The organism is Streptomyces beigongshangae (assembly GCF_019710745.1).
Taxonomy (GTDB): domain Bacteria; phylum Actinomycetota; class Actinomycetes; order Streptomycetales; family Streptomycetaceae; genus Streptomyces; species Streptomyces beigongshangae.
In genome coordinates, this window is sequence record NZ_JAHKJW010000004.1 from 209,972 (window position 1) to 227,214 (window position 17,243).

Annotated in this window: 17 protein-coding genes and 2 pseudogenes; 10 read left to right on the forward strand and 9 right to left on the reverse strand. The window is 70.6% G+C overall.

The genetic code is table 11. From position 1 onward, the window contains the following. The first annotated feature begins 4 nt into the window (after positions 1-4). The gene (locus KM933_RS04935; protein ID WP_260333041.1) at positions 5-481 is read left to right on the forward strand and encodes a heat shock protein transcriptional repressor HspR; all 477 of its coding nucleotides are present in this window, start codon (positions 5-7) and stop codon (positions 479-481) included. 706 nt (positions 482-1,187) lie between these two features. Here KM933_RS04935 and KM933_RS04940 read toward each other — a convergent pair. Beyond that, complete coding sequence (locus KM933_RS04940; RefSeq protein WP_221348539.1) at positions 1,188-1,445, reverse strand: ribbon-helix-helix domain-containing protein; 258 nt, start codon at positions 1,443-1,445, stop codon at positions 1,188-1,190. A 515-nt stretch (positions 1,446-1,960) separates the two neighbouring features. On the opposite strand from KM933_RS04940, the gene KM933_RS04945 reads away from it, so the two are divergent. Further along, the gene (locus KM933_RS04945; protein ID WP_221348540.1) at positions 1,961-2,257 is read left to right on the forward strand and encodes a hypothetical protein; all 297 of its coding nucleotides are present in this window, start codon (positions 1,961-1,963) and stop codon (positions 2,255-2,257) included. A gap of 134 nt (positions 2,258-2,391) precedes the next feature. Then, positions 2,392-2,823 carry a hypothetical protein gene (locus KM933_RS04950; RefSeq protein ID WP_221348541.1) on the forward strand — a complete coding sequence of 144 codons (432 nt, stop codon included), beginning with the start codon at positions 2,392-2,394 and terminating at the stop codon, positions 2,821-2,823. A gap of 177 nt (positions 2,824-3,000) precedes the next feature. Here KM933_RS04950 and KM933_RS04955 read toward each other — a convergent pair whose 3' ends face one another. From KM933_RS04955 to KM933_RS04965, 3 genes and pseudogenes are all read right to left on the reverse strand, one after another. After that, entirely contained in the window at positions 3,001-3,726 is a 726-nt protein-coding gene (locus tag KM933_RS04955; protein WP_221348542.1) for a class I SAM-dependent methyltransferase, read from the reverse strand. Beyond that, a complete protein-coding gene (locus KM933_RS04960) occupies positions 3,723-3,908 on the reverse strand; it encodes a DUF397 domain-containing protein (RefSeq protein ID WP_221348543.1) in 186 nt (61 codons plus the stop codon). Before KM933_RS04960 ends, KM933_RS04955 begins: the two co-directional genes overlap by 4 nt. A 181-nt stretch (positions 3,909-4,089) precedes the next feature. Then, positions 4,090-4,536 (reverse strand): annotated as a pseudogene (locus KM933_RS04965) (SDR family NAD(P)-dependent oxidoreductase); the annotation flags it as partial. Between KM933_RS04965 and KM933_RS04970 the strand changes: the two are divergent. Further along, positions 4,524-4,850 (forward strand): annotated as a pseudogene (locus KM933_RS04970) (LysR substrate-binding domain-containing protein); the annotation flags it as partial. The pseudogenes KM933_RS04965 and KM933_RS04970 sit on opposite strands and share 13 nt — an antisense overlap. Before the next feature lie 18 nt (positions 4,851-4,868). Here the strand turns inward: KM933_RS04970 and KM933_RS04975 are convergent. Then, positions 4,869-5,123, reverse strand: a complete 255-nt coding sequence (locus KM933_RS04975) for a hypothetical protein (protein ID WP_221348544.1) — start codon at positions 5,121-5,123, stop codon at positions 4,869-4,871. 225 nt (positions 5,124-5,348) lie between these two features. Here KM933_RS04975 and KM933_RS04980 point away from each other — a divergent pair, with 225 nt between their 5' ends. Together KM933_RS04980 and KM933_RS04985 are read left to right on the forward strand one after the other, a co-directional pair. Continuing rightward, positions 5,349-5,798 (forward strand): helix-turn-helix transcriptional regulator, encoded by a 450-nt coding sequence (locus KM933_RS04980; RefSeq protein ID WP_221348545.1) that lies wholly within the window; start codon positions 5,349-5,351, stop codon positions 5,796-5,798. Between the two features lie 38 nt (positions 5,799-5,836). Continuing rightward, positions 5,837-6,175 carry a hypothetical protein gene (locus KM933_RS04985; RefSeq protein WP_221348546.1) on the forward strand — a complete coding sequence of 113 codons (339 nt, stop codon included), beginning with the start codon at positions 5,837-5,839 and terminating at the stop codon, positions 6,173-6,175. 88 nt (positions 6,176-6,263) lie between these two features. Here KM933_RS04985 and KM933_RS04990 read toward each other — a convergent pair whose 3' ends face one another. After that, positions 6,264-7,811 carry an MFS transporter gene (locus KM933_RS04990; RefSeq protein WP_221348547.1) on the reverse strand — a complete coding sequence of 516 codons (1,548 nt, stop codon included), beginning with the start codon at positions 7,809-7,811 and terminating at the stop codon, positions 6,264-6,266. 687 nt (positions 7,812-8,498) lie between these two features. Between KM933_RS04990 and KM933_RS04995 the strand changes: the two genes are divergently transcribed. After that, the gene (locus KM933_RS04995) at positions 8,499-9,602 is read left to right on the forward strand and encodes a substrate-binding domain-containing protein (RefSeq protein WP_308013261.1); all 1,104 of its coding nucleotides are present in this window, start codon (positions 8,499-8,501) and stop codon (positions 9,600-9,602) included. A 425-nt stretch (positions 9,603-10,027) separates the two neighbouring features. Further along, entirely contained in the window at positions 10,028-11,065 is a 1,038-nt protein-coding gene (locus KM933_RS05000; RefSeq protein WP_221348548.1) for a helix-turn-helix transcriptional regulator, read from the forward strand. Here the strand turns inward: KM933_RS05000 and KM933_RS05005 are convergent. Both KM933_RS05005 and KM933_RS05010 read right to left on the reverse strand, forming a co-directional pair. Further along, positions 11,025-12,014 (reverse strand): helix-turn-helix transcriptional regulator, encoded by a 990-nt coding sequence (locus KM933_RS05005; protein ID WP_221348549.1) that lies wholly within the window; start codon positions 12,012-12,014, stop codon positions 11,025-11,027. The genes KM933_RS05000 and KM933_RS05005 overlap by 41 nt on opposite strands. Further along, complete coding sequence (locus tag KM933_RS05010) at positions 12,011-13,030, reverse strand: helix-turn-helix domain-containing protein (protein WP_260333042.1); 1,020 nt, start codon at positions 13,028-13,030, stop codon at positions 12,011-12,013. The genes KM933_RS05005 and KM933_RS05010 overlap by 4 nt, the downstream gene beginning before the upstream one ends. Before the next feature lie 342 nt (positions 13,031-13,372). Here KM933_RS05010 and KM933_RS05015 point away from each other — a divergent pair, with 342 nt between their 5' ends. After that, positions 13,373-13,708 carry a Rieske (2Fe-2S) protein gene (locus KM933_RS05015; RefSeq protein ID WP_221348551.1) on the forward strand — a complete coding sequence of 112 codons (336 nt, stop codon included), beginning with the start codon at positions 13,373-13,375 and terminating at the stop codon, positions 13,706-13,708. A 208-nt stretch (positions 13,709-13,916) separates the two neighbouring features. Here the strand turns inward: KM933_RS05015 and KM933_RS05020 are convergent, their stop codons facing one another. Beyond that, positions 13,917-14,330, reverse strand: a complete 414-nt coding sequence (locus KM933_RS05020; protein ID WP_221348552.1) for a pyridoxamine 5'-phosphate oxidase family protein — start codon at positions 14,328-14,330, stop codon at positions 13,917-13,919. Between the two features lie 184 nt (positions 14,331-14,514). Here KM933_RS05020 and clpB point away from each other — a divergent pair, with 184 nt between their 5' ends. Beyond that, positions 14,515-17,163, forward strand: coding sequence for an ATP-dependent chaperone ClpB (clpB, locus tag KM933_RS05025; RefSeq protein ID WP_221348553.1), 2,649 nt, complete (start codon positions 14,515-14,517; stop codon positions 17,161-17,163). Positions 17,164-17,243: the final 80 nt, after the last annotated feature.

Sequence of the window (17,243 nt, forward strand, 5' to 3'; positions counted from 1 at the left end):
GACGATGGACGCAACCGGACGCCGTCGGCAGAACGCATTCACCGGCAGGGCGGCCTACGAACTGACGGAAGAAACACCGGTGTACGTCATCTCGGTCGCGGCCCAGCTCTCCGGTCTGCACCCGCAGACGTTGCGTCAGTACGACCGCCTCGGCCTGGTCTCCCCGGACCGCACGGCCGGACGCGGCCGCCGCTACTCGGCCCGCGACATCGAGCTGCTGCGCACGGTCCAGCAGTTGTCCCAGGACGAGGGCATCAACCTCGCCGGCATCAAGCGCATCATCGAACTGGAGAACCAGGTCGCCGCGCTCCAGTCCCGCGTGGCGGAACTGCAGTCGGCCCTGGACGGCGCGGCCAGCGCCATGCAGCAGCGCGAGGCCGCGGTCCACGCCTCGTACCGCCGCGACCTGGTCCCGTACCAGGAGGTCCAGCAGACGAGCGCGCTGGTGGTGTGGCGCCCCAAGCGCCGGGACGCGGACTGACGGGCGCGCTGTCCCGCACAGGTACGTCCGAAGGGGTGGGGAGGTTCATCGAACCTCCCCACCCCTTCGTGCTCTCCGGCGGGTTCCGGTTCGCTTGGCTGACGTTCCGGTTCCGGCGGTGTCTGTCATGCGCGTCGACGACGGGACGGATGCACCCGACCGTCGGGCACCGGGATCCGGTGCCGGGGCCGCACTCATAGGCCGTGTCCGGACACCGGTTCCGTGCAAGGGCGAGAACGTGAGGTGGGGAACGCTCCGCTGGTTCCTGTCGGCCCGCGACCTGCACGCAGGAGGATCGGACGCGCAGAGGGCTCCGATGAGGTTCTCCGGGAAGAGGCCGGGTGAAAGTCAGGGCGCCCTGGTCTCTTCCCCATCGCTCCCACCGCGGGCGGGAACGACTCGCCGCGTCGGCTCTTCACCATGGGCACAGCCAGTACGACGACTGTCCTGTCGCCTGTTCCTGGATGCTCCTCATGGAACGGACCGGTACGCATGTCCTGCACAGGACGGCCACGAGGATCTCGGCTTCATCGCACCGGCAGGCCCGGGACCGCCCCGCGATCGGTGACGGACGGCAGGCAGGGTCCGGGCGAGAGACAGGTTCCACGCGACCCGACGGTTCTCCGGCCTGCGTTACCGGTCGATCGCCGGCCAGGAGGAGCCGCCGTGGACTGTGGGCGCCCGCTTCCGCGGGGTGCCCCGCCCATCAGATCAGCCAGAGCTGCCGGACGGACTTGCTGTCACGCGACTTGAGCAGGACTTCGTTGCCGTCCACTGTCTCTCGTTCCACCAGCTCCAGAAGCGCGACCGCGCGCCGGACCGTCTCGGTGATCGAGATGCCCTTGTGTTCCTTGTACCAACGGAGCTTCGCGGCCGTGTCTTCGTTGATGTTCACGCTGAGCCGGGTGATCTGGGGTTCAGTCGTCGTCCCCGACACAGGTGTATCGGTCGAGTGCTCGGGCATCAGAAGGCTCCTTGAAATCGAAGATGTCGCACGAGAGCGACCCGGACACGACAACGCCCGGGTTTCTGTCTCCCGGCCCGTCGCCGGAGACTCCCAAGCGGCTTCGTGCAATCGAGTCGGCGCCTTACCGCACGTGTGACCGAAGCAACCAACCGGCCTCGTTCATGCGTGGTTCCCCCACGAGGGTGCGGTGTCGGCGCTCGCGCCGACCGGTCAGCCAGTCAGAGCTCGTGGGGCGTGTAAATGACCCATCGTTGTCTCTCCTTGAGCGGACCCGGCGGTGCTCGTATTACTGACATGGTGCCCCGATGTGCGACCAGTGTCAAGCAAATCACCACGCAATGTGCCTCGGATACACTTGCTATGCGTATCCGATGTGCATGAGATCAACATCTGATGTTGAAAAAGATCACATAGCGTGTGGTACTCTCTCGCCCAAGCGCCGCTTGGGTGTCTCTGAGATGTACGGCCAGCCCAGCGCCGTCCCGGCGACCACCCGGAGGGGACGCCCCTACATGGCAAACGATCAGAACCCTGAGTACGAGGTGCTGCACTACGGTGCCTGGCGGTTCGTCACCCCGTTTCAGGAATGGCACAACGAACGGGCGTTGGCCCGCGTGCCCGGACGCGCCGCTCACGACGGGGAACCGGCGAGGACCAACCGCGGGACGGCGGTACTCGCCAGGCGGCAGCGACGTCTGCTGAACGAGTTCCAGGAGGAACTGCTGCCCCTCACGCATACGGAGACCTGCGGGTTCGGTGCCGCTCGGCCGGTGCGGATCTGCATGTGCGAGCGGGGTGAGCACGAGTGACCGGGGACGCGGAAGCGCCGGCGCCGGCGCCCTCCAGCCTGTGGGAAGACGAGATCCCTTCCACGGACAACGGCTTCCTGCGCGTCGGACCCGCGATCCCGATAGTCCACACCCATGAGGAGGACGAGTAACAGGTGGACACGCTTTCGGAGGACGAGCCGCCCTCCAACGATGCCATCCTCATTCTGAGGACCCCCGGCGCCGCTCGGACCGTCGCGGACGCGGTCCTGCAGCCTGTGACCCCGTCCGGGGAAGAGCTCTCTCCCGGAACCGCGCAGCGCGAGTTCGTGGAGGACGAGACACCCGCGCCCGGTTCCCGTGCCGCCGTACGTGAGGGCAAACCCAAGAAGATCCTCGACGAGACCCGCCGGACGCTGGCGGTCGGCATGCTGTCGCTTGTCGCAGTGATCGCGGTACTGCCCACGCTCGCCCTGGTTCTGGCCCGCTGGACCCATTTCAGCACCGAGGCGTACCGTGAACTGAGTTTGGTGTTCACTCCGGTGGTCGCTCTCGCGAGCGCCGCCTTCGGTTTCTTCTTCGCCAGCGACGAGCGAAACCGCTCCTAGCCGGCCCGTACGGATCGAGCGCGACGCCCGCCCTTGCGACCCGCGTCGATTCCTCGCTGTGCTCACCGGAGGCGTCACCCCGCGATGCGGTGGGCGCGGGGTCCGCTCCGAAACCGTTCCGCGGAACGTCGAGCCACTTGGTCTCCACCGCCGACGTCCACAGGGAGCAGGGTGTCCTCAGCGCCGTCGCGCGACGAAGACGAACTCCCGGCCGGGGCGGTCGGGGGCGTCGCGGACGTCCCGCACCTCGTACCCCTGCGCGACCAGGCCCGCCTCGATCTCGTCACGCCCGCGGAACCTGAGCGTCGAGTCCGAGACCAGCACCCGCCTGTCCGCGGCGAACACATAGGTCTGCCGGAAGGACACCAACTGTCCGTCGACCCCGGTCAGGTCGAGCCAGGTCTCGACGGCCCCGACCCCCGGAATCTCCGTCACGCCGTACGAGGCGGCCCGGTTCCACTCCTCCCAGGCGCGCCGGGCCGGGTCCCGGGTCTCGAAGACCAGGTGCCCGCCGGGCCGCAGCGCTGCGCGGGCACCCCGCAGGGTCTTCTCCCACGCCCGGTCGTCGACGATCTGCTGGGCGGCGTTCGCCGTCATGGTCGCGAGGTCGACGCGCAGGGGCGGGAGGGCGGTGGCGTCACCGTGGATCCAGCGCACCCGCTCGCCGCCGGGTTTGCCGCGGGCCACGTCGAGCGACGCGAGCGCCGGATCGACCCCGACGACCTCGACCCCGTGCCCGGCGAGCAGCAACGCGAACACCCCGGTCCCGCACCCGATGTCGAGCACGCGCCGCGCCCCGAACTCCTCCGCGATCCGCACGTACGCGTCGAGGTCGCGCCGGTCGGGGTCCAGCGGGTCGTAGATCGCGGCGAGGCGGGGGTGCGCGAAGTTCTCGTCGGTCACCGTTCCTGCACGCGGACGTGGTGCAGGAGCCCGTCGAGGGCCGCCGGGTCGGTGCCGAGGACGGTGTCGGGGGTGTCGCTCTCGCGGAGCCGCAGGGTGCCGTCGGGGGTGATGGCTACGTGGAGGCACGCGCCCTGCGGGCCGCCGCTGAAGGACGACTTCTGCCAGTGGAGTTCTTGCATCCGCGTCTCCCTGGAGGGTGAGAGGACGTGCTGGATGAGGGCCAGAGAGTCCTTCACGGAGTGTGCTTCCGGGGCCAACGATACGTCGATGGGGACCAAGGCGTCATTCGACTTCCTGACCGTGCCGGGACAGCAGTCCTTCGACTGAGTCCACCCACCCCGAACTCCCCGGCGCCGCGCGTCACCAGGGGATCACGCCCTCGTCCTCGAAGAACGAGCCCGTCGGGCCGCCGTCGGGCAGCGTGGCGAGGCGGATCGCCGTGGCGGCGCCCTGTTCGGGGGTGCGGGGTCCCTGGAAACCGGTGAAGTCGGTCGCGACCAGCCCCGGGCAGGCGACGTTGACCAGGATGTCCGTACCGGCGAACGCCCGCGCGTACTGCACGGTGACGGCGTTGAGGAACGTCTTCGACGGCGCGTACGCCGCCATGACCGGGCCGGCCTCGGGGGCGGAGGCCGCCTGGTGGGTCAGGGAGGCGACGCTGCTGGAGAGGTTGACGATGCGCGGCGACGGCGAGCGCCGCAGCAGCGGCAGCACCGCGTTGGTCACCCGGATGACACCGAGGACGTTGGTCTCCACGACCCTGCGGACCATGTCCAGGTCGAGCATCGTCGGGTCCTGCACCCATCCCCGCCGCGCGCGAAACCCTGCGCATGGCCGACGTCGGCGACATCCCCGGTCTTCCGCTCGCCCGCTGGCCCCGGAACGGCGTGTTCCCGCCCGGCCCGGGCCCCGAGATCAACGACCAGACGCAACTGGCCCAGCTGATCGCCCTCGGACGGACCGTGGCCGTCTTCCCCGAATCCGCCCGCGCCTGGCTGTGGGCCGAGCACACCGCCGTGCCCCTGACCGACGCCCCGCCCGTCGTCACCCACATCGCCTGGCCGGCCCACAGCCGCTCGCGCGCCCTCGCCGCACTGGTCCGCACGGCCACGCGGCTGTGATCCGCCGGCCCGTCCGGGTCACCGGCCCAGCGTCTGCCAGACCGTGAGCGCCAGGGCCAGGCACGACGTGGCCGCGGCCAGGGAGGGCAGGGGCCAGCGGGTGCGTTCCAGTGCCTCGATACGGGTCTCGTGCTCGTCCAGCGTCTTGTCGGTCTGGTCGGCCCGCTGGAGCAGGAGCGCGAGATCGCCCCGGGTGGTGGCGAAGCCGACGTCGACCGAACGCCGCAGACGTTCCAGTTCCAGGAGGACCTCGTCCGTCTCGGTCGTCGTCATCGGGCATCATCTTCCTCTCGATTATGGGAACATGTGTTCGATGGATACAGGCGAGCGGACAGGGTCACATGTTGCGAGCGCGTACGCAAGTGATCACGATCCGTGAGGATCGTGTGTGATGACGAGGTCTCAAACACTCTCGCGTGACGCAGAGTTGTCGAATCTCCACCGTTACGCGCGGGCGCGCTCGATACGCTGCCCTCGCGACGAGGGGAGAGCGGACACATGGCTTCGACTTCGCGGGCCGGGACCCGTGCGGACCAGGACCGACGGGCCACGGGACTCGGCGAGTTCGCCGGGTGGATCGAGGAACTGCTGCGCGCCCGGGGCTACGACATCGACAGCCCGCGCGGCGGCGGCCGTTCGAAGCTCGCCGACGACGCCGGGGTGCACCGGGCCGCCGTGAGCCGGCTGCTCCAGCGGCAGTCCATGCCCGACCTGGAGACGATGCGCCGCATCGCGGCCGTGCTCGGCGTGCCCCTGCGGGACATGCTCATCCGCTCGGGACGGCTGACCGAGGAGGACCTGCCGCTCACCGACGGCGGCCGGTCCGCGGACGGCGGGGACCAGGTGCGGCTCAGTCCGGAGGACGCGGCCCGCCGCATGGGTGTCGCGCCCGAACTGCGGGAGCTGTTCGCCAAGGTGGCCCGGCAGTTCCTGCCGGAGGGCGCCTGACGGCGGAAGGGATCGGGCGGAAGGGATCGGAGTACGGCATGGGTGATGCAGGAAGGTACCGCGGCACCGAGGAGCGGCGCGTCGCCGGGCTCGTGGGCGAACTCCTCGGCGCACTGGCCGACAGGGTCCGCTCGGCGGGCCCGGACGCCGTGCGCGTCCTCACCGAGGAGGAGCTCCAGCGGCACCAGCTGAGCTGGTTCCGCGCGGGCTGGGAGGAACACGCCCGCGCGTGCGGCGACCGGGAGCATCCGACGGGCCAGGGGCACCCGACGGGCCAGGGGCACCCGGTGGGCCGGGACCCCCGCCCCACGGCCCCTCTCCTCCCCTTCCCCGAACGCCCGCGGGGCCACGAAGGCCCCCCGGGCGACGGGGGTTGAGGGAGCGCGGTACGGGCGCGCCGACGCGTTTCGGTCCGCTCAGCCCGTGTGGGGCTCGGTCCTTGTGGGGCTCAGCCCCTGTGTGCGCTCAGCCCATGTGGGCCGCGGGAGCGCCCCCGGCGTGCTCCTGCCTGCCCGCGTTGACGGCGAACGCGGTGACCACGAGACCCGCGAGGAACATCACGGAAGCGGCGGCGAACGCCATCGTGTAACCGTCGGTCAACGCCTCCCCGGCCTTCGCCACGAGACCGGAGTCCCCGGTGGCCAGCCCCCGGTGGAGGTGGGAGGCGGCGTCGGGCAGCCTGTCGTCGGCGGTCGAGGTCGAGATCGTCGACAGGAAGGCGAGCCCCAGCGCACCGCCGATCTGCTGGGCGGTGTTGAGCAGCGCGGAGGCGATACCGGTGTCCAGGTGGTCGACACCGCTGACCGCGCCCAGCGTCATCGGCACGAAGCTCATCCCGAGACCGAGCGCGGTGACGAACATCGCCGGCATCACGTGGGCGGCGTACGAGGAGTCGTGCTCCAGCGTCGCGAAGAGCAGCATGCCCGCCGCGGCGACCAGCAGCCCCGGGCCCGCGAGCAGCCGCGGGGCGACGCGCGCGATCAGCTTCGAGCTGACGCCCGCGGCGACGGCCATGCCGAAACTGAACGGCAGGAAGGCGAAGCCGGTCTTCACCGGGCTGAATCCCTGGATGAGCTGCATGTACAGGGTCAGGAAGTAGAACGTGGCGAACATGCCCGCGCCGATGAACAGCATCGTGGCGTACGAACCGGTGCGGTTGCGGTCGCGGAACAGCCGCAGCGGCATCATCGGATGCGTGGACCGTGCCTGGAGGACGAGGAAGACGGCCAGGAGCACGACCGCCGCGGCGAAGGAGGCCAGGGTCAGGCCGTCCGTCCAGCCGTGCTCGCCGCCGCGGGTGATGCCGTAGACGAGGGTGATCAGACCGCCGGTGCCGGTGACGGCGCCGGGGACGTCGAGCCGGCCCTCGTGGCGCTCGCCCTCGACGAGGGTGCGGGTACCGGCGAGGACGGCCAGGCCGATGGGGACGTTGACGAAGAACACCCAGCGCCAGTCCAGCAGGTCGGTGAGCGTGCCGCCGAGCAGGAGGCCGACGGTGGCGCCGACACCGCCCATGGCCGCGTACACGCCCATCGCCGTGTTCCGGGGCTTGCCCGCGGGGAAGGTCGTGGTGATCAGTGCCAGCGCGCTGGGCGCGGCGAACGCGGCGCCGACGCCCTGGAGGACGCGGGCGCCGATCAGCAGGCCCTCGTTCGGGGCCAGGCCGCCCAGCAGGGAGGCCAGGGTGAAGACGGCGATGCCCACCTGGAACATCCGGCGGCGGCCGAAGAGGTCGCCCGCCTTGCCGCCGAGCAGGAGCAGCCCGCCGAAGGCCAGCGCGTACGAGTTGACGATCCAGGCCAGGCCGGAGTCGGTGACGCCCAGGTCGGTCTGGATGGCGGGCAGCGCGATGTTGGTGATCGTGGCGTCCAGGACGACCATCAACTGGGCGGCCGCGATCACCACCAGGGCGAGGCCGAGGTGGCGGCCGGCGGGCCGGCCGCCGGAGGCGTCCCCGGAGCCGCCGGCGTGCGGGCGCGCGGGAGGGATGACAGCGGTGCTGTCCGCAGACATGGAGGGACTCCAAAAGAGATGAAACGAAAGGTGCGGTGGGGTGAGACGGGGCGGGGCGCGCCGGTCGTCGTCGAACGAGTACACCCGTTGTGCAATCCGAGGCGGGGCCGCCGGTACGGCATGCCTGCGCACCTCGGGACGAAAATCAAAGGTAGCAGTGGTCTCGTCCTGCGGGAGACCGGCGGGACAGGAATTTGCATTCCCTTGGTGTGGGAATTGTCGCGCTTGACGAACGGCCCGAAGCGTGAGCAATCGCGGAATTGAATTCAGTGGTGTGTGTTCATGCCGCCGCCCGTTCTGTCAAATTCGGGAGGGTGTGGAGGGGAAGAATTCAGGGGGCGTCCTCCGGCTGTTCGCCCCGGGTGCCGCAGCCCTCGCCACCGCCCTCGCCACCGCCGCCGTCGGTGTCACCGCGCCGCCGTGACCGCCGCCATGACCGCCGCCGTGACCGCCGCCGGCGCGTCGCCGTGTCACGGCCGGCCCGCGCCGCGACCCCGCGCGGAGGCGCACGGGGTGCAAAGGCGCCGTGGACCGTCACGCAGTGGATCCGCCCGACTTCGCCCCGGTCTCTTCACAGGTTTCTGTTGCGATGTCGTTAGCAGTTGCTTCTTGACGCCCCGCGGGCCCCCGCGTTGGCTTTTTGTCACCTGGGCCCGCACTGTCGCCCTCGTCCGGAAGGCACCCGAAGTGAACAGCGCCATACGTCGTACCGCCCTTGTCCTCGCCGCCTCCACCGTCACTCTGAGCCTCGCCGCCTGCGGCAGCGGTGACGACGGCGCCGAAGCGAGCCCGACGAAGGGCGACGACATCACGGTGGGCCTGCTGCTGCCGGAGAAGTCCAACTCCCGCTACGAGAAGTTCGACCACCCCATCATCAAGGAGAAGATCGGCGAACTCACCAACGGCAAGGGGAGGGTCGTCTACGCCAACGCGGAGCAGGACGCCGGTGTCCAGGAACGGCAGCTCGCGAAAATGGTGGCCGACGAAGTCGACGTACTGCTGGTGGACGCCGTGGATTCACAGGCCATTGCCGCCGGTGTGAAGAAGGCCAAGGCCGCGGACATTCCCGTCATCGCGTACGACCGGCTGGCCGAGGGGCCCATCGACGCGTACATCTCGTTCGACAACGAGGCGGTCGGCCAGGTGCAGGGGCGGGCCCTCGCCGACCGGCTGGACGGCGACAGGACCCAGAAGATCGTCATGATGAACGGCGCGGTGACGGACCCCAACGCCGCCCAGTTCAAGGCGGGCGCCCTCCAGGAGCTCAAGAGCAAGGTGACCGTCGCCAAGACGTACGACACCGAGGAGTGGAAGCCGGCGAACGCCCGGGCCAACATGATGGCGGCCATCTCGTCCCTCGGCGCCGACAACATCGCCGGGGTGTACTCCGCCAACGACGGCATGGCGGGCGGTGTCATCGAGGCGCTCAAGGCCGCGGGCGTCACCAAGCTGCCGCCGGTCACGGGCCAGGACGCGGAGCTGGACGCGGTGCAGCGCATCCTCGCCGGCGAGCAGTTCATGAGCGTCTACAAGCCGTACCCGGAGGAGGCCGAGAAGGCCGCCGAGGTGGCCGTGGCCGTCGTCCGCGGCTTCGGCATCGAGTTCGACTCGCTGACACCCGACAGGGTCTCCAGCCCCACCCACAAGGACATCCCGGCCAGCCTCGTCCAGGTCTCGCCCCTGACCCGCAGCACCATCGAGTCGACGGTCGTCCAGGACGGCATCTACTCGGCGGAGGAGATCTGCACGGCCAAGTACAAGGCGGCGTGCGCCTCCCTCGGCATCGAGTAGCCCGCGCCCCGGCCGCGTCCCTGTTCCCGGCCGCCGAACCGGCCGAACCGAACTTCGGCCGGTTCCGTCGCCCGTGGCGCGCGCGGCGCGGCCCGTCGGGCGGTCGCGGCCCCACCGGACCGCCCCCGTGTCCTGGCCCCTGCCCCGAACACCACGTCACTCCTCATGCCATCCCCCCACGACCTGACGTCGGACGCGGCCCGCCGCCCGTCGGCCGCCCGTCGGCCGCCCGGCGGTTCCCGGCAGCCGGCGCGGCAGCGCGCCGCCACCGCTTTCCGCTCGCTGCAACGAGTCATGCGGAGGCGTGCCCAAAGGAGGATCAAGTGGTGCGATAGAGGGCATGCGAACAGCGGAGCCGTGTTGCGGAGCCGGGGGACGCCGCGCATAGTTGCGTCGCGAAGAAGCTGGGACCGGGGGTTGGGGAGATGGCCGGGCACAGGACGGAAGCGCATCCGCACGGTGCTGACCGCCTGTGCGACGCCGGGGACCGGGTCTACTCCCGGGCGGTCCGGCGCGGCCGGGTGTCCCGCAAGGACGCCGAGTCCGTGCCCTGCCTGGTCGAACTGGCGCTGCTGCACCCCGACCCCGACGACATGGGCTGGCTGGTGCCGACCTCGCCGCAGGAGGTCATGACGCGCCTGCTGCGGGAGATGCACGAGCACGTCGTCACGACGCAGTCGCGCATGGGCGAGGCGGTGTCCGCCTTCGAGTGGTACGCGGCCCTGGGCGGCAACGCGCCCTCCCCCGCGGAGGGGACCGCGCTGCGGGTGCTGGACGGCCTGCCCCGCATCCGTGCCGCGATGGACGAGGCGACCGACGCCTGCGCGTCCGAGGTGCTGGCCGTGCAGCCGGGCGGCATCCGCCGCGAGGACGAACTCACCGAGGGCCTGCACCGGGCGCTGGCGCTGCGCCGCCGGGGCGTGCGCATGCGCGACCTGTACACGCACGTGGCCCGGCACGGCCAGGGCCTGCGCAACTACATGGAGATGATGGGCGACTCGGCCGAGGCCCGCACCCTCGACGAGGTCACCGAGCGGCTCATCGTCTTCGACCGGACGGTCGCGTTCATCCCCGCCAGCCCCGACCGCACGATCGCGCTGGAGCTGCGGCACCCGGCGCTGGTGGACTACCTGGTCACCGTCTTCGAACGGCTCTGGCGCCTGGCGGTTCCCCTCGCCGCGCCCCTCCCGGACACCGGCATCGAGGGCATCACGCACCGCGAACGCTCCATCGCGGCGCTGCTCGCGGAGGGGCACCAGGACGCGGTGGTCGCGGAGCGCCTGGGCATCAGCGTCCGCACGTGCCGCGCCCACATCGCCCGCCTGTCGGAGACGCTGGGCGCCGCGAGCCGCACCCAGCTGGGCGTCCGCATCGCGCAGGCGGGCCTGGACGGCCCTCCGGGCGCCCCGGAACTGGCGCCGGTCACGGCTCCGGATCGTCGAGAATCCCCGAGCGCCCGATGAGGTAGCCGAGCTGGGCGCGGCTCTCGCTGCCGAGGATCTCGGCGAGTTTCGCTATGTGGACGCGGGCGGTACGGATGTTCAGCCCGAGCCGCTCGGCGATGACCGCGTCGGTGTGCCCCTCGACGAGGAGCCCCGCGATGGCGCGCTGGCGCGGGGTGACGCCGTCGGGGGACGGAGGCTGTACGGCGTCGGGGTACATGGGGGTGGCGAGGCGCCAGAACCGGTCGAAGGTGGTGGCGAAGTACCCGACCAGGGCGGGGTGACGGACCTCCAGGGCGAGGGTGCCGTCCTTGTTCGCGGGGAGGAAGGCGACCACGCCGTCCATGACGAAGAGGCGGTCGGTGAGTTCGTCGAGGGAGCGGGCCTCGACGTCGCCCCGCAGCCGCTCGTAACGCGACAGGACGGTGGGCGAGTGGCGCAGCGTGTGCTGGTAGAGGACGCGGATACGGCCACCGCGGTCCAGCAGGGCCTGGTCGCGGGCCAGGGCGACGACCTCCGACACCGGGTGGCGGTCGCCCGTGTGCCCGGCGTTGGTCTGGATGGACAGGACCTCACGGGTCACGTCGTCCATGGCCTCGGTGATGGCCCGGTTGATCCGGTCCGTACCGCTGAGGAGCGTGATCGACGGGACGTCCGCCGTTCCCGTCCGCCAGCCGTCGATCCGCATCAGCGGCTCGAACACCGCGGTCAGCCGGTCCTCGCGCCGCCGTTCGTCCGCGATGCGTTTTCCGGACATCCGCAGCAGCCGCTGGAGGGCGACGACCGGCGCGACGGGTTCCAGCACGCCCGGGTCGTCGACGGCGGGGTGGAGCATCCCGAAGTCGACGAGGCAGGGCGCCTCCTCGGCCTCGGCGGCGGGCACCCGCCCCTCGCGCAGGGCCCGCTCGTACAGCTCGGCTCCCGCCGCGCACAGTTCCTCCACGTCGTGCGGGGAGTGTGGAGCCCTCACTCCGCGGGTCCGTCCTGCCTGAGGAGACCCGACTTGGCGATCAGGTAGCCGAGCTGGGCCCGGCTCCCGCTGCCCAGGGCCGTGGCCAGCTTCGCTATGTGGGCGCGGCAGGTCCGTACGTTCATGCCGAGGCGGCGGGCTATCGCCTCGTCGACGTGGCCCTCCACGAGGAGCTTGGCGATGGAGTGCTGGATGTCGGTGATGCCGTCGGGGGCGGTCTCGTACGGGGCGCCCGCGCTCAGCGGGACCGCGCGGCCCCACATGAACTCGAACACCTTGATCAGGTAGCGCACGAGGCCCGGGTGCCTCAGTTCCAGGGCGACCTGCTGGTCGTCGCGGGTGGGGATGAACGCGACGGTCTCGTCGCAGATGATCAGCCGCTCCACCAGCTCGTCGATGGTGCGGTACTCCACCTTGCCGTCGGACAGCTGCGCCACGTAGGCGAGTTTCTCGGGACTGTAGCGGGCGGTGTGCTGGTAGAGGGTGCGGATCCGCACCCCGCGCTCGGTCAGCGGCCGGTCGCGTTCCAGTCCCTGGAGGAGCTGGCGCTCGGAGAGGCGGTTGCTCGGCTGGACCGTGAGCATCTCGGTGCGGCACTGGGCGGTGGCCGCGTTGAGGGCCGCGTTGATCCGGTCGCCGCCCTCCAGCACGGTGATCGAATGTGTGGATTCCGTGGACTGGGCGCTGAGGGCCATGAACGGCTCGAAAGCGTCGGCCAGTTCGATCGACCGCCGTCTGCGTTCGAGGATCTCGTGCTCTATGGGGTTGAGTCGCTGGGCCAGGGCGACCGTCGGCGGCACGGGACGCAGCCAGTCCGGGTCGTCGGGATCGGGATGAAGGAGGGCGAACTCCATCAGGCACGGAGCCGGCTGCACGTCCGCGCGGGCGATACGTCCCGAGCGGAGAGCGTTCGCGTAGAGGCGGCCACCTTCCGCGCACAGTTCGGTCACCGGATGGGGATGTGTCTCATTAGTCTGATTCGTTGCCAAATCTCCACCCCCCAGGGTCCTGAACATGCAGGAACATGATGCATCGATTATGTGGTCATGACGTGCCCGAATGAGCCATCGTCGTATCCGACGGGGGAAGAGGGGACCTTCAAGTGAGGACGAAGCCGATTATGGGTAAGAAAATGCTTCGCTCGGTGCTTGTCGCCGCCTTCTCCGCCGCCTTGGCCTTCGGTGCTCTGAGTGGCCTTTCCGGCACGGAGGGTGGCAGTCATGCGCAGGCGGACAGCACGTGGCCGTCGGCCGCCAAGTCGCCCGGTGACAGTACGTGGCCGTCCGCGGCCAAGTCGCCCGGTGACAGCACCTGGCCCGCACCTCCCATCGGTGCGGACGACGGTGTCGGGGGCTGACATGACGACTCCTCCCGACGACCGTTCCTTCCGCAGGGAGATGGCCACCGCCTACCGCTCCGGCTGGCACTTCATCGACCTGGCCACCGCCATCCCCCACAGCGGTGACTCGTTGATGGTGACCGTCTTCGGGGAGCCGGTCGTGGTGACCCGGAACGACGACGACGACGTACGGGCGTACCGCTGCCTGCGACGGCCCCGGGGGGCGCCGCAGCCGGTGCGGTGTGCCATCCGGTACGGAATGATCTTTGTGAACCTCGATCAGCGCGACCATCGGCTGCCCGAGCCCGCGGCCCCGGCCGTACGAACCATCTCAGCCACCCCCCGCAGTGCCTGAAGCGATTCCCCCGTCGTTGTAAATCGCTCAGGCGCTTCCCCCCGCAGCGGCGTCACCGTGACCTGAACACGGTGACGCCGCTGTAGTTTCCAGGCATGCTTCAACTCCAGGCATGTTTCAGCCTGCGCCCGTTCCGCGCAAGGGAAAAAACCGGCCTCCCGCTCCCGGGGACCCCGTCGCGGGCCCCTTCCCGTGGACTCCGCCCTGGTCAGACGTTCCCCATCGCCGAGGTCAGGGCGATCTCGACGACCACCCGGTCCGGGTTGGGCGCGGGCGTCCTGCCGTAGCGCTCGGCGTAGCGGCGCACCGCCTCCGCGACCCGTCCGGGGTCCCCGGAGACCGTCGCACGCCCCTCCAGCGTCGCCCACCGCCGCCCGTCCACCTGGCAGACGGCCACCGTGGTGCCGCCGGGCCCGGCGGCACGCACGTTCCGCACCTTCCTGCTGGACCTGTTCGCGATCACCCGGGCCAGGGCGGCCTCCGGATCGTAGGTGACCCCGACCGGCACCACGTGCGGGGTGCCGTCGCGGCGGAGGGTGGTCAGGGTGCACAGGTGGCGTTCCCGCCAGAAGCCGAGATACGGGTCGCCGGGATCGCGCGGGTTCACGGGGTACGAGGCCATGGGCGGAACCGTACGCCTCCCGCAACCCCCTTGAGTGGAATAGACTCAACTTTGTGTACGTTGTTCGGGTCAGCCGACACCGCCGGGTACGCCACCCCGGGGCACAGGCGCTACGGCACGGGTACAACGGCACGGGTGCACGCGACACGAGTGCAGGCACGGGTACGAGGAGGAGAACGCGAACGTGGACGCCGAGCTGACGAACAGGAGCCGGGACGCGATCAACGCGGCCAGCAGCAGGGCCGTGTCCGAGGGCCACCCGGACCTCACCCCCGCGCACCTGCTGCTCGCGCTGCTGGCCGGGCAGGACAACGAGAACATCACCGACCTGCTGGTCGCGGTCGAGGCCGACCTGGCCGCCGTCCGCACCGGCACCGAGCGCGTCCTGGGCGCGCTGCCCAGCGTGACCGGCTCCACCGTCGCCCCGCCGCAGCCCAACCGCGAGCTGCTGGCGGTCATCGCCGACGCGTCGGAGCGGGCCAGGGACCTGGGCGACGAGTACCTCTCCACCGAGCACATGCTCATCGGCATCGCCGCCAAGGGCGGCGCCGCCGGAGACGTACTCTCGCGGCAAGGGGCCAGCGCCGAGAAGCTGCTGGAAGCGTTCGAGAAGAGCAGGGGAGGGCGCCGGGTGACCACCCCGGATCCCGAGGGCCAGTACAAGGCACTCGAAAAGTTCGGTACCGACTTCACCGCCGCCGCACGGGAGGGCAAGCTCGACCCCGTCATCGGCCGCGACCAGGAGATCCGCCGCGTCGTACAGGTCCTGTCCCGGCGCACCAAGAACAACCCGGTCCTCATCGGGGAACCCGGCGTCGGCAAGACCGCCGTCGTGGAAGGGCTCGCCCAGCGCATCGTCAAGGGCGACGTGCCCGAGTCCCTCAAGGACAAGCGGCTCGTCTCGCTCGACCTCGGCGCGATGGTCGCCGGCGCCAAGTACCGCGGCGAGTTCGAGGAACGGCTCAAGACCGTGCTCGCGGAGATCAAGGACTCCGACGGGCAGATCATCACCTTCATCGACGAACTGCACACCGTCGTGGGCGCGGGCGCCGGCGGGGACTCGGCCATGGACGCCGGGAACATGCTGAAGCCCATGCTCGCCCGCGGCGAACTGCGCATGGTCGGCGCCACCACCCTCGACGAGTACCGCGAGCGCATCGAGAAGGACCCGGCGCTGGAGCGCCGCTTCCAGCAGGTGCTGGTCGCCGAGCCGAGCGTCGAGGACACCATCGCCATCCTGCGCGGCCTCAAGGGCCGCTACGAGGCCCACCACAAGGTCGTGATCGCGGACAGCTCGCTCGTCGCCGCGGCCACCCTCTCCGACCGGTACATCACCTCGCGCTTCCTGCCCGACAAGGCCATCGACCTCGTCGACGAGGCCGCCTCCCGGCTCCGCATGGAGATCGACTCCTCGCCCGTCGAGATCGACGAGCTCCAGCGCGTCGTCGACCGGCTGCGCATGGAGGAGCTCGCGCTCGACAAGGAGACCGACCCGGCCTCCAAGCAGCGCCTGGAGAAGCTGCGCCGCGACCTCGCCGACAAGGAGGAGGAGCTGCGCGGCCTCACCGCCCGCTGGGAGAAGGAGAAGAAGTCCCTCAACCGCGTCGGCGAGCTGAAGGAGAAGCTCGACGGACTGCGCGGCCAGGCCGAGCGCGCCCAGCGCGACGGCGACTTCGACACGGCCTCCAAGCTCCTCTACGGCGAGATCCCCGCCCTGGAGCGGGACCTGGAGGCGGCCTCCGAGGCCGAGGAGGAGGCCGCCGTACAGGAACTCATGGTCAAGGAGGAGGTCGGCCCGGACGACATCGCGGACGTGGTCGGCTCCTGGACCGGCATCCCCGCCGGCCGCCTCCTGGAGGGCGAGACGCAGAAGCTGCTGCGCATGGAGGAGGAGCTGGGCCGCCGCCTGATCGGCCAGAACGAGGCCGTGCAGGCCGTCTCCGACGCCGTGCGCCGCACCCGCGCCGGCATCGCCGACCCGGACCGCCCGACCGGCTCGTTCCTCTTCCTCGGCCCCACCGGCGTCGGCAAGACCGAGCTGGCCAAGGCCCTCGCGGACTTCCTCTTCGACGACGAGCGGGCCATGATCCGCATCGACATGTCGGAGTACGGCGAGAAGCACAGCGTGGCCCGCCTGGTCGGCGCGCCCCCCGGCTACGTCGGCTACGAGGAGGGCGGCCAGCTCACCGAGGCGGTCCGCCGGCGCCCGTACAGCGTCGTCCTCCTGGACGAGGTCGAGAAGGCCCACCCGGAGGTCTTCGACGTCCTGCTCCAGGTCCTGGACGACGGCCGCCTCACCGACGGGCAGGGCCGCACGGTCGACTTCCGCAACACCATCCTGGTCCTCACCTCCAACCTGGGCAGCCAGTTCCTGATCGACCCCCTGACGAGCGAGGAGCAGAAGAAGGAACAGGTCCTGGAGGTGGTCAGGGCCTCCTTCAAGCCGGAGTTCCTCAACCGGCTCGACGACCTCGTGGTCTTCTCGGCCCTGACCGGACCGGAACTGGAGCGCATCGCGAAGCTCCAGGTCGGCCGCCTCGCCAAGCGGCTCGCCGAGCGCCGGCTCACCCTGGAGGTCACGGACGCGGCGCTGGCCTGGCTGGCGCTGGAGGGCAACGACCCGGCGTACGGGGCCCGGCCCCTGCGCCGCCTCGTCCAGACCGCCATCGGCGACCGCCTCGCCAAGGAGATCCTGGCGGGCGAGGTCAAGGACGGCGACACGGTCCGCGTGGACGCGTTCGGCACGGACCTGATCGTCGGCCCGGCGACGGCCCCGGGCGCGGAACCGCAGGAAGGCCCGGTGACCGGCCCGGCGCCGGGCAAGACGCTCTGAGCGGAATTCCGTCACCGGCCGGGGCGGGGGTTGCGGGCCCCCGCCCCGCATGGGAGAGGATGGCGGAATCCGTACGAAGG

Bases quoted from the DNA above. Each gene is read 5' to 3' on its own strand.
- KM933_RS04935 (WP_260333041.1), top strand. From the start codon at position 5: ATGGACGCAACCGGACGCCGTCGGCAGAACGCATTCACCGGCAGGGCG.
- KM933_RS04940 (WP_221348539.1), bottom strand. From the start codon at position 1,445: ATGCCCGAGCACTCGACCGATACACCTGTGTCGGGGACGACGACTGAA.
- KM933_RS04945 (WP_221348540.1), top strand. From the start codon at position 1,961: ATGGCAAACGATCAGAACCCTGAGTACGAGGTGCTGCACTACGGTGCC.
- KM933_RS04960 (WP_221348543.1), bottom strand. From the start codon at position 3,908: ATGCAAGAACTCCACTGGCAGAAGTCGTCCTTCAGCGGCGGCCCGCAG.
- KM933_RS04975 (WP_221348544.1), bottom strand. From the start codon at position 5,123: ATGACGACGACCGAGACGGACGAGGTCCTCCTGGAACTGGAACGTCTG.
- KM933_RS04980 (WP_221348545.1), top strand. From the start codon at position 5,349: ATGGCTTCGACTTCGCGGGCCGGGACCCGTGCGGACCAGGACCGACGG.
- KM933_RS04985 (WP_221348546.1), top strand. From the start codon at position 5,837: ATGGGTGATGCAGGAAGGTACCGCGGCACCGAGGAGCGGCGCGTCGCC.
- KM933_RS04990 (WP_221348547.1), bottom strand. From the start codon at position 7,811: ATGTCTGCGGACAGCACCGCTGTCATCCCTCCCGCGCGCCCGCACGCC.
- KM933_RS05000 (WP_221348548.1), top strand. From the start codon at position 10,028: ATGGCCGGGCACAGGACGGAAGCGCATCCGCACGGTGCTGACCGCCTG.
- KM933_RS05010 (WP_260333042.1), bottom strand. From the start codon at position 13,030: ATGTTCAGGACCCTGGGGGGTGGAGATTTGGCAACGAATCAGACTAAT.
- KM933_RS05015 (WP_221348551.1), top strand. From the start codon at position 13,373: ATGACGACTCCTCCCGACGACCGTTCCTTCCGCAGGGAGATGGCCACC.
- KM933_RS05020 (WP_221348552.1), bottom strand. From the start codon at position 14,330: ATGGCCTCGTACCCCGTGAACCCGCGCGATCCCGGCGACCCGTATCTC.